Source organism: Thermus thalpophilus (assembly GCF_022760915.1).
GTDB classification, from domain to species: domain Bacteria; phylum Deinococcota; class Deinococci; order Deinococcales; family Thermaceae; genus Thermus; species Thermus thalpophilus.
Map to the genome: position 1 here is coordinate 32,487 of NZ_JAKTNS010000021.1, position 9,221 is coordinate 41,707.

The 9,221-nt window shown below is 66.1% G+C and carries 7 protein-coding genes; 2 read left to right on the forward strand and 5 right to left on the reverse strand.

All coding sequences use genetic code 11. The annotated features are described in order from the left end of the window. The first annotated feature begins 65 nt into the window (after positions 1-65). A complete protein-coding gene (locus L0D17_RS08350) occupies positions 66-767 on the forward strand; it encodes a Clp1/GlmU family protein (RefSeq protein ID WP_071676978.1) in 702 nt (233 codons plus the stop codon). Here the strand turns inward: L0D17_RS08350 and leuS are convergent. The 5 genes from leuS to proB form a co-directional block, all read right to left on the reverse strand. Next, positions 748-3,381: a leucine--tRNA ligase gene (gene leuS, locus L0D17_RS08355; protein ID WP_071676979.1), complete on the reverse strand. Its 2,634-nt coding sequence runs from the start codon at positions 3,379-3,381 to the stop codon at positions 748-750. The two genes, L0D17_RS08350 and leuS, sit on opposite strands and share 20 nt — an antisense overlap. Before the next feature lie 126 nt (positions 3,382-3,507). Then, positions 3,508-4,290: a YhjD/YihY/BrkB family envelope integrity protein gene (locus L0D17_RS08360; RefSeq protein ID WP_243094777.1), complete on the reverse strand. Its 783-nt coding sequence runs from the start codon at positions 4,288-4,290 to the stop codon at positions 3,508-3,510. Next, positions 4,283-4,408 (reverse strand): hypothetical protein, encoded by a 126-nt coding sequence (locus L0D17_RS13585; protein ID WP_255347406.1) that lies wholly within the window; start codon positions 4,406-4,408, stop codon positions 4,283-4,285. Before L0D17_RS13585 ends, L0D17_RS08360 begins: the two co-directional genes overlap by 8 nt. An 8-nt stretch (positions 4,409-4,416) precedes the next feature. Further along, positions 4,417-5,655, reverse strand: a complete 1,239-nt coding sequence (locus tag L0D17_RS08365; RefSeq protein ID WP_243094773.1) for a glutamate-5-semialdehyde dehydrogenase — start codon at positions 5,653-5,655, stop codon at positions 4,417-4,419. Then, a complete protein-coding gene (gene proB / locus L0D17_RS08370) occupies positions 5,652-6,755 on the reverse strand; it encodes a glutamate 5-kinase (RefSeq protein ID WP_243094774.1) in 1,104 nt (367 codons plus the stop codon). Before proB ends, L0D17_RS08365 begins: the two co-directional genes overlap by 4 nt. A gap of 60 nt (positions 6,756-6,815) precedes the next feature. Here proB and L0D17_RS08375 point away from each other — a divergent pair, with 60 nt between their 5' ends. Then, positions 6,816-8,978, forward strand: a complete 2,163-nt coding sequence (locus L0D17_RS08375) for a M66 family metalloprotease (RefSeq protein WP_243094775.1) — start codon at positions 6,816-6,818, stop codon at positions 8,976-8,978. Positions 8,979-9,221: the final 243 nt, after the last annotated feature.

Sequence of the window (9,221 nt, forward strand, 5' to 3'; positions counted from 1 at the left end):
TATATCACTTTCTTGCGAGGTAGCAAAAAGGCGTCAGGACACAGGGGCGTGCTAGAGTTTTCCTCGTGCTCCTCCTCCTGGGCCCCACGGACGTGGGCAAGACCACCTTGGCCCACAGGCTTTTGGAGAAGCTTGGGGAAGCCTACCTCCTGGACCTGGACCCGGGGCAAGGGGCCTTGCCCGGCACCTTCACCCTCTTCCGCTACCGGGAAGGCACCCTCACCCCGGTGCGCCGCTACCTCCTGGGGGCCACCTCCCCCGCTGGCCTCACGGCCCGGGCGGTGGTGGGGGCCTTGCGCTTAGCCCGCCTCATCCCCCGGGGAAGCCCTGCGGTGGCGGACACGGACGGCCTTTTGGACCCGGAGTTCCGCCTCCTCCAGGCGGAGGCCTTGCGCCCGGCGGAGATCCTCATCCTGGGCTCAGAGGCCCTCCACCAGGCCTTTGCCTGGCGCCGGGACCTCAAGGTGCGCCCAGTACCCCCCTTGCCCGAGGCGAGACGGAAAAGCCCAAGGGCGCGCCGGCAAAACCGCCTGGAGCGTCTCCTCGCCCACTTCCGGGAGGCGAGGCCCAGGGTCCTGCCCCTTTCCTTTCCCCCTGAGCCGGAAAGGCTTTACGGCCTCCTGGACCCCGAGGGGTTTTTCCTAGCCTACGGGCGGCTTTTGGCCCACACCCCGGGGGAGGGCCTCTTCCTCACCCCCACCCAGGGCGAGGTGGCCCAGGTGGTGCCCACCCGGCTAAGCCTTGCCCTTAGCGCACTACCAGGTTGAGGATCTTCCCCGGCACGTAGATCTCCTTCATCACCTCCTTGCCCTTCAGGTGCGCCTGGACGTTGGGCACCTTCTTGGCCTCCGCCAGGGCCACCTCCAAGGGGGCATCCTTGGAAATCCTGATGGTGCCCCGCACCCTTCCGTTCACCTGTACCGCCACCTCCACCACGTCCCGCTCCAGGGCGCTTTCGTCCAGCTCGGGCCAGCCCGCCTCAAAGAGGCTATCGGGCCAGAAGCGGTGCCAAAGCTCCTCGGCGATGTGGGGGGCGAAGGGAAAGAGCATCTGCAGGTAGTAGCGGATGGCGGTGCGGTAGACGGGGGTCACGGGGCGCTTGCGGCGGTACTCGTAGAGGGCGTTCAAGAGCTCCATGAGGGCGGCGATGGCGGTGTTGAAGCGGAGGGCCTCGAGGTCCTGCGTCACCTTCTTAAGGGTTTCGTGGAGCTTCCCGTAAAGCGCCTTGTCCTCCCCCTCCAAAGCCTCCGCCTGGAACTGGCCCGAGATGGCCAAAAGGGCCTCCTGGTCCTCCACCACCCGCCGCCACACCCGGTTCAGGAAGCGCCAGGCCCCCTGCACCCCCTCCTCGGTCCAGACCATCTCGTTCTCGGGGGGGGCGGCGAAGAGGATGGTGATGCGGGCGATGTCCGCCCCCTCCTCCTTGACAAAGGGCCCCACCATGACCCCGTTGCCCTTGGACTTGCTCATTACCGCCGGCTTCCAGAGGTGGAGGGTGCCGTCCTCGTGGGGCCTGAGCTCAGCCCCCATCTTCCTCACGTCCTCCAGGGAAAGCTCGTTTTCCCCAATCTCCAGCTGGATGCGGGTGGGCTCGGGGAGGCGCACCCGGTCCCCTTCCACCTCCACGGGCCCGAAGTCCGTCCAGGCCATGACCATGCCCTGGGTGAAGAGGCCCTGGAAAGGCTCCTCCACCCCCACCATGCCCAGGTCGTGGAGGAACTTGGTGAAGAAGCGGCTATAGAGGAGGTGCAAGACGGCGTGCTCCACCCCGCCGATGTACTGGTCCACCGGCATCCAGAAGTCCGCCTTCTCCCGGGCGAAGGGGAGGCGTTCGTTCTTGGGATCCGCGTAGCGGAGGTAGTACCAGGAGCTGTCAAAGAAGGTGTCCATGGTGTCGGTGTCCCGCTTGGCGGGGCCGCCGCACTGGGGACAGGTGGTCTCGTAGAACTCGGGGTGGGCCTCCAGGGGGCTTTTCCCCTTGGGGCGGATGTCCTCCACGTCCTTGAGGTCGGGGAGGAGGACGGGAAGCTCCTCCTCGGGCACCGGCACCACGCCGCAGGTGGGGCAGTGGACCATGGGGATGGGGGTGCCCCAGTAGCGCTGGCGGCTGATGAGCCAGTCCCGCAGGCGGTAGGTGATGCGGGCCTTACCCAAGCCCTTTTCCTCCAGCCAGGCAATGACCTTCCGCTTGCCCTCCTCGCTTTCCGTGCCGTCAAAGGGGCCGGAGTTCACCATGATGCCCGGCTCCTCGTAGGCCCCCTCCAGGGGCTCGGGAAGGGGCTCGCCGGGGCGTTCAATCACCTTCTTGATGGGGAGGCCGTACTTCTTGGCGAACTCGTAGTCCCGGCTGTCGTGGGCGGGCACGGCCATGATGGCCCCGGTGCCGTAGCCATAGAGCACGTAGTCGGCGGTCCAGATGGGGATCCGCTCCCCGGTGGCGGGGTTAAGGGCGTAGGCCCCCAGGAAAACCCCCGTCTTCTCCCGCCCTTCCGCCTGGCGCTCAATCTCCGTCTTGCGCTTGGCCGCCTCCACGTAGGCCAAGACCTCCTCCCGGCGCTCGGGGGCGGCAAGCTCCAGGGTCAAGGGGTGCTCGGGGGCCAGGACCATGAAGGTGGCCCCGAAGAGGGTGTCGGGGCGGGTGGTGAAGACGGTGATCCTCTCCTCGCGCCCCTCCACGGGGAAGTGGATCTCCGCCCCTTCCGAGCGGCCGATCCAGGCCCGTTGCATGGCCTTCACCTTCTCGGGCCAGTCCAGGCCCTCGAGGTCCCGAAGGAGCCGGTCGGCGTAGGCGGTGATGCGCAGGTACCACTGCTCCAGCTCCCGCTTTTCCACCAAAGTGTCCTCGTGCCGCCAGCAACGCCCCTCCACCACCTGTTCGTTGGCGAGGACCGTCTGGCACTTGGGGCACCAGTTCACAAGGCCCTTGGCCCGGTAGGCCAGGCCCTTCTCCCACATCTTGAGGAAGATCCACTGGTTCCAGCGGTAGTAGTCGGGCTCACAGGTGGTCACCTCCCGGTCCCAGTCGTAAAGGATGCCCATGAGCTCCAGGCTCTCCTTGGCCTGGCGGATGTTCTGGTAGGTCCAGTCCCGGGGGTGGACGCCGAACTTCAAGGCGGCGTTCTCCGCCGGCAGGCCGAAGGCGTCCCAGCCCATGGGGTGGAGGACCTCGTAGCCCTGCACCCGGCGGAAGCGGGCGAGGACGTCCCCCATGGTGTAGTTCTTCAGGTGGCCCATGTGCAGGTCCCCGGAGGGGTAGGGGAACATGACGAGGACGTACTGCTTGCCCCGCTTCCCCGGGACCTCCTTGGCCTTCATGAAGCCCTTCTGCTTCCAAAAGCGTTGCCACTTGGGCTCTATGGCGTGGGGGTTGTACTTTTCCATCTTCGCCTCCTCAAAAAAACCCCTCCCCCGAAGGGAAGGGACGGCCAGGCCCCTTCCCTTTAGGGGGCTAGCCTGGCCGGACGCATGAGTCCATCCTACCCCTTTTTGCGTCCTGGGAGAAAGGCGCTAGTCCTCGAGGACCCGGGCCACCAAGGCCCCGAGGAGGAGGGAGAGGAGGACCAGGTAAAGCCCCAAAAGGGCCAGGACAAACCCCGCCAGGGGCCCGTAGAGGAGCTCGTACTGGGAGCGGGGAAGGAGCTTCGGCAATCCGAGCCGCACCCCCTCAAAGAGGAGGGCCGCTATCCCCGCCCCGGCGCTCAAGGGAAGGAAGTCCCGTAGGCCCCGCACCCCGCGGAAAAAGGCGTAGGTCAGAAGGAAGAGGCAAAAGGCGGCAAAGAGGGGTAGGAGGAGCTCCAAAGGCCCCAAAAGGCCCCGCCAGGCCGGGGGCAGGTAGCGGAGGACAAAGCCCAGGCCCAACCCCAAAAGGGAGAGGAGGATGAGGGCGAGGCCGAGGAGAAAGGGCATGAAAAGGCCTAAAAGCCGGTGACGCACCCCCGGGGGCCGGCCGAAGAGGAGGCCCAAGGCGTAGCTCAGGGCGGCGAAGAAGTTGCTCCCGGACCAAAGGAAAAGGAGGCCGCTTCCCAGGGTGAGGGGAAAGGCGCTTTGCGAAAGGAAGCGGAGGAGGTCCTGGGCGAGCTCGGGCCGGGCGGGGAAAAGGGACAAGGTGAGCCCCTCCAGGGCTTCCTGGAGCTCCTTTTGCCAAAGGGGGTTCCCCGCCAATACCAGGCCAAAAACCCCCACCAGGAGGAAAAGAAGGGGCATGAGGGAGAGAAGGGCGTAGTAGGCGAGGGCGGCGGCGAAGAAAGGAACGTGGGCCTCGGTGTAGAGGGCCAAGAGCCGCCTAAACAGGGAACACCACCCCCTCCGGGTCCAGCGCCCCAAGGCCCCGGTAGACCGCAGCTTGGACCTCCCCGTAACGGCCCACCTCCCCAAGGGCCCGGACCGCCCACCCCCTTTCCCCGCCCATGGGAACGCCTAAGCCCTCTCCTGCCCCTCCCCCAGGGCCACCCACTTCAAGGTGGTGAGCTCTAGGGGGCCCATGGGGCCGTAGGCGTGGAGCTTGGAGGTGCTGATGCCGATCTCCGCCCCCAGGCCTAGCTCAAAACCATCGTTGAAGCGGGTGGAGGCGTTCCAAAGGACCAAGGAGGCGTCCACCTCCTCCAAGAAGCGCCAGGCGGCCTTGGGGTCTTCCGTGCAGATGGCCTCCGTGTGCCGGGAGCCGTGGCGGGCGATGTGGGCCAGGGCCTCCTCCAGACCGGAAACCACCTTGACCCGGAGGATGAGATCCAGGTACTCCTGGTCCCACTCCTCCTCCCTTGCGGGCACCGCCTCCTTGAGGAGGGGAAGCGCCTTGGGGCAGGCGCGGAGCTCCACCCCCTTTTCCCGCATGGCCGCTTCCAAGCGGGGCAGGAAGGCCTCCGCCACCTCCTTGTGGACCAAAACGGCCTCGAGGGCGTTGCACACCGCGGGGCGCTGGGTCTTGCCGTTAAGGGCAAGCTTTAGGGCCATGGCGAGGTCCGCCCTCTTGTCCACATAGAGGTGGTTCACCCCCTTGGCGTGGGCCAGGACGGGCACCCGGGCCTCTTTCTGCACCAGGCGGATGAGCTCCTCCCCTCCCCTCGGGATGAGGAGGTCCAAAAGCTCCAGGCGGCACATCTCCAAAATGGCCTCCCGGTCCGTGGTGGGCACCAGGGAGACCGCCTCCTCGGGAAGCCCCGCTTCCCGCAAGGCCTCGTGCCAGAGGCTCACCAAGGCCCGGTTGGAGCGGAAGGCCTCCTTGCCGCCCCTTAGGAGCATGGCGTTTCCCGCCTTCAAGGCCACGGCCACCGCCTCCACCGTGGCCCCCGGGCGCGCCTCGTAGATGAAGCCGATAAGGCCCAAGGGCACCCGCATCCGGCCCACCCTAAGGCCATTGGGCCGCTTGCTCATGCCCTCAATCCGGCCCAGGGGGTCAGGGAGGGCGGCGATCTGTCTGAGGCCCTCCGTGAGGGTCCTCAGGTCCTTCTCCCTTAGGACGAGCCGGTCCAGCTTGGCCTTGGAAAGCCCCGCCCTTTCCGCCTCCTCCAGGTCCATCTGGTTGGCCCGTAGCACCTCCGGCCAGCGCTCGGAAAGAAGCGCCGCCATGCGCAAAAGGGCCTCGTCCCGCCTCCCCTTGGCGAGGAGGGGCAACTTGGCCTTCGCCCTTTCCGCCAGTTCCCTCAACCCCAAGGTCATGCTTCCTCCTTTAGAGCCAGGTGGTCCCGGTGGACCACCTCCTCGGTGTAGCGGTAGCCCAAGATGGCCTCAATCTCGCTGCTCTTTCGCCCCTTGATCCGGGCGATCTCCTCGGCGGCGTAGTTGGCAAGCCCCACCCCCACCTCCTCCCCCCCCTCGGCGAGGAGGCGCACCGCCTCGCCCCGGCCAAACCGCCCCCGCACCTCCTTGACCCCGGCGGGAAGGAGGCTTGCCCCCCGCTCCTTCAGGGCCCGCACCGCCCCTTGGTCCAAAACGAGCTCCCCCTTGGGGCGCAGGAGGCCGTAAAGCCAGGCCCTTTGCCCCCGGTAGCGCCTTTGGGCGTGGAAGTAGGTGCCAAGCGCCCTCCCCTCCAAGGCTTCCACGAGGACCCCGGGCCGCCTCCCGGGCAGAAGAAGGGTGGGGATGCCCACCCGCCCCGCAAGCCGGGCGGCGAGGAGCTTGGAGCGCATGCCCCCGCTTCCCAAGGGGTTGCCCTCCCCGGCGTGCCGCAGAGCGGAAGCGGGGTCTTGCACCTCGAGGATGGGCTTGGCCTCGGGGTTTTGCTTCGGGTCCTCCTCGTATAGGGCGTCCACGTCGGAAAGGAGGAGAAGAAGCCCCGCCTCCACCAAGGCCGCCACCCGGGCGGAAAGCTGGTCGTTGTCGCCAAAGCGGATCTCCTGGAAGGCCACGGTGTCGTTCTCGTTGATGACGGGGATGGCCCCCAGGTCCAAAAGGGCCTTCAGGGTGGCCTTGGCGCTCAGGTAGCGTTCCCGGGAGGCCAAGTCCTCCGCCGTCAGCAGAACCTGGGCCACGGGAACCCCCCGAAAGGCCTCCCGCCAGGCGGCCATGAGAAGGGGTTGGCCGATGGCGGCGAGGGCCTGCTTTAAGGGCATGTCCTGGGGGCGGGGAAGCCCCGTGGCCGACATCCCCGCCGCCACCGCCCCGGAGGAGACCAGGACCACCTCCCGCCCCGCCGCCTTCAGGGCTAAAACCTGGCGGGCGAGCTCGGCCATGACGCCTAGGTCCAGCCCCCCAGGCCCCGCCAGGACCGCGCTTCCCACCTTGACCACCAGCCTTTTTGCGGAAAGCCCCGGCCGCATTAAGGTTCAGGATAGCACCCTCTCATCCCCTTTCCCCCTCCACCTGCTAGGGTGGGAGAAATGGCTCGGCTAGCAACACCACTCGCCCTGAGCCTGGTCCTCGTGCTGGTTTCCTGCCAGCAGACCCCCACGAGAAATTTTGCCGTAAACCTGAGACCCGCTAGCCTCGTGATACAGCAGGGGAAGCAAGGGCAGACCACCCTCACCCTCACCCCCACAGGCGGCTTCTCCGGCACCGTTAGCCTCAACCTCCTGAACGCCCCAAGCGGGGTCACCCTCAGCCCCACCACGCTCCAGGTGACAGGCGCAAACCCCGTCCAACAGGTCCTGACCCTCGCCGTGGGACAAAGCGTGGCCCCGGGCATCTACCCCCTGAAGGTTTTGGCCCAGGGCGGCGGTACCTCCCGGGAAGCCGATCTCAGCCTCACCGTGAGCCAGGCCCCAAGCGGAGACTTTGCGCTGGCCCTGGAAAGCTCGGCCCTCTCTGTTGTGCAAGGAGGCGCTGTCTACGTGCGGCTCGTGGTTTCCGGCACATATGCGGGGTCCATCAACCTAAGCCTTGTAGACGCCAATAAAAACCCCTTCCCCGCGGTGGCCCTCTCCCCCACCTCCACCCCCGTCCCCTCGGCGCCGAACCTGGAGCTTAAAGCTTCCCCCTCCTTACCCCCGGGCACCTACAACCTCTTCCTTCGCGGAACCGGGGGAAACCTGACCCGAGAAGCTGCCCTGACCCTCACCGTCACCCAAGCCCCCACCGCCAATGCCAATCTTTCCATCGCCAAAAGCGAGTGGGGCCAGACGGTGCTCAAGGAGAACCTACGCCTGGTGGCCGGAAAACCCGCCCTCTTGCGAGTACACCTCAGGGCAGACCCCACCCCGGTATCCCTCGGCACGCCGCTTGTGGGTGCGGTCTACCTTAACAACACGTTCCAGGGCAACCTTACCTTCTCTTGCCCCAACCCCATCCCCACCGCCACCCTACAAAGCGACCTGTCCTCCACCTGCAACACCACCCTGCCCGCTTCTTGGGTGGCCCCGGGGCTTCGGGTGGAGCTCCGGGTGGACCCCTCCGGCGAGGTCTCGGAAAGCAACGAGCAAGACAATTTCCTCTCCCTTACGCCGGCGGTGGGCGCGGGAACCCTTTTGCACCTCACCGCGGTCCCCGTGGTCCACCAGGGCCAGACACCCACAATACCCGATTTCCGAGAAACGTTGTGGAGGGTCTGGCCCTTGAAGGACGTGAGCTTTTCCACGCGAGCGCCGTACGTTTTTTCCGGAACCTTAGGCGCTACCGATGTGGAGGCCTGGGCCCGGCTTTTGGACGAGCTCGGGGTTTTGCGCCAAGCGGATGGAAGCGGCCGTTACTACTATGGCTTTGTGCGGGTTACCTACACCTCAGGCATAGCGGGCATCGGGTACATCGGCTATCCGGTGGCCACGGGCTGGGACTACCCCACCTCCGCCCCTCTGGTCATGGCCCACGAGCTTGGGCACAACTTTGGGCGCAAGCACGCCCCTTGCGGCACCTCGGGCGACCCCAACTATCCCTACCCGGAAGGCAAGATCGGCACTTGGGGCTATGACCTTGCCACTGGAACTCTACGGGACCCCAGCGAGCGGTACGACCTCATGAGCTACTGCGGGCCTCAGTGGATCTCCGACTACACCTACGAAGGGGCGCAAAGCTTCCTGGAACAAACCCCACCCCTGCCCCAAAGCCTCCCCGAACCAGGCTTGCTTTTCTCGGGACGCATCCAGGATGGACGGGTGGTCTTCAATCCCCCCCTCCTCCTTCGGGCAAACCCCGAGGGGGCACCCTCTTCCTACCGCCTGCGGTTGGACGATCTTGAGCTTCCCGTGTATGTCCTGCGGAACTCCGAGGGCATCCTCCACTTCCAGGCCAAGGCCCCGCCGAAGCCCTACGCCCGCCTGGGCCTCTACCGGGAGGGAAGGCTTCTTGGGGAAGTGTCCGCCCCCCTCGCGCCTCAAGGGGAACCTGAAGTGGAGATTCAAGAGGAGGGGTCTTGGCTGCGGGTGAGGGCCCGGGGAGCCCTAAGCTTAGCCCTCTTCCACGTGGCGGAAGACGGAACGCGCACCGCCCTCACCCTCTTCCACCCAGCGGGAGAAGCCCTATTCCCCTTGGAAGGCCTGGCTCCCGGGAGCCAGTTTGAAGTCCAGCTCAGCGACGGGCTAAGGGTCTGGCTCCGCGCTTTCCCTCGCTAAAAAGCGGCCTTCCTGGTAAAGCACCTTTCCCTGCCGCTTAAGCCGAACGAGGAGGGCGAAGAGGGTAGCCTTGCGCAGGCCCGGGTAAAGGAGCCCAAGAGCCGAATGCAGTTCTTCCAAGGACCTTGGCTCTTTGAGCAAAGGCAAAATAAGGGCTTCTAGGCGCCACTTCCGCACCGGGTCCATTATGAACCCGGACAGACACATGTGAGACTGGACGAGTAAAAATGTGGGGACCACTCC

Bases quoted from the DNA above. Each gene is read 5' to 3' on its own strand.
- leuS (WP_071676979.1), bottom strand. From the start codon at position 3,381: ATGGAAAAGTACAACCCCCACGCCATAGAGCCCAAGTGGCAACGCTTT.
- L0D17_RS13585 (WP_255347406.1), bottom strand. From the start codon at position 4,408: ATGGGCGGGGAAAGGGGGTGGGCGGTCCGGGCCCTTGGGGAGGTGGGC.
- L0D17_RS08365 (WP_243094773.1), bottom strand. From the start codon at position 5,655: ATGACCTTGGGGTTGAGGGAACTGGCGGAAAGGGCGAAGGCCAAGTTG.
- proB (WP_243094774.1), bottom strand. From the start codon at position 6,755: ATGCGGCCGGGGCTTTCCGCAAAAAGGCTGGTGGTCAAGGTGGGAAGC.
- L0D17_RS08375 (WP_243094775.1), top strand. From the start codon at position 6,816: ATGGCTCGGCTAGCAACACCACTCGCCCTGAGCCTGGTCCTCGTGCTG.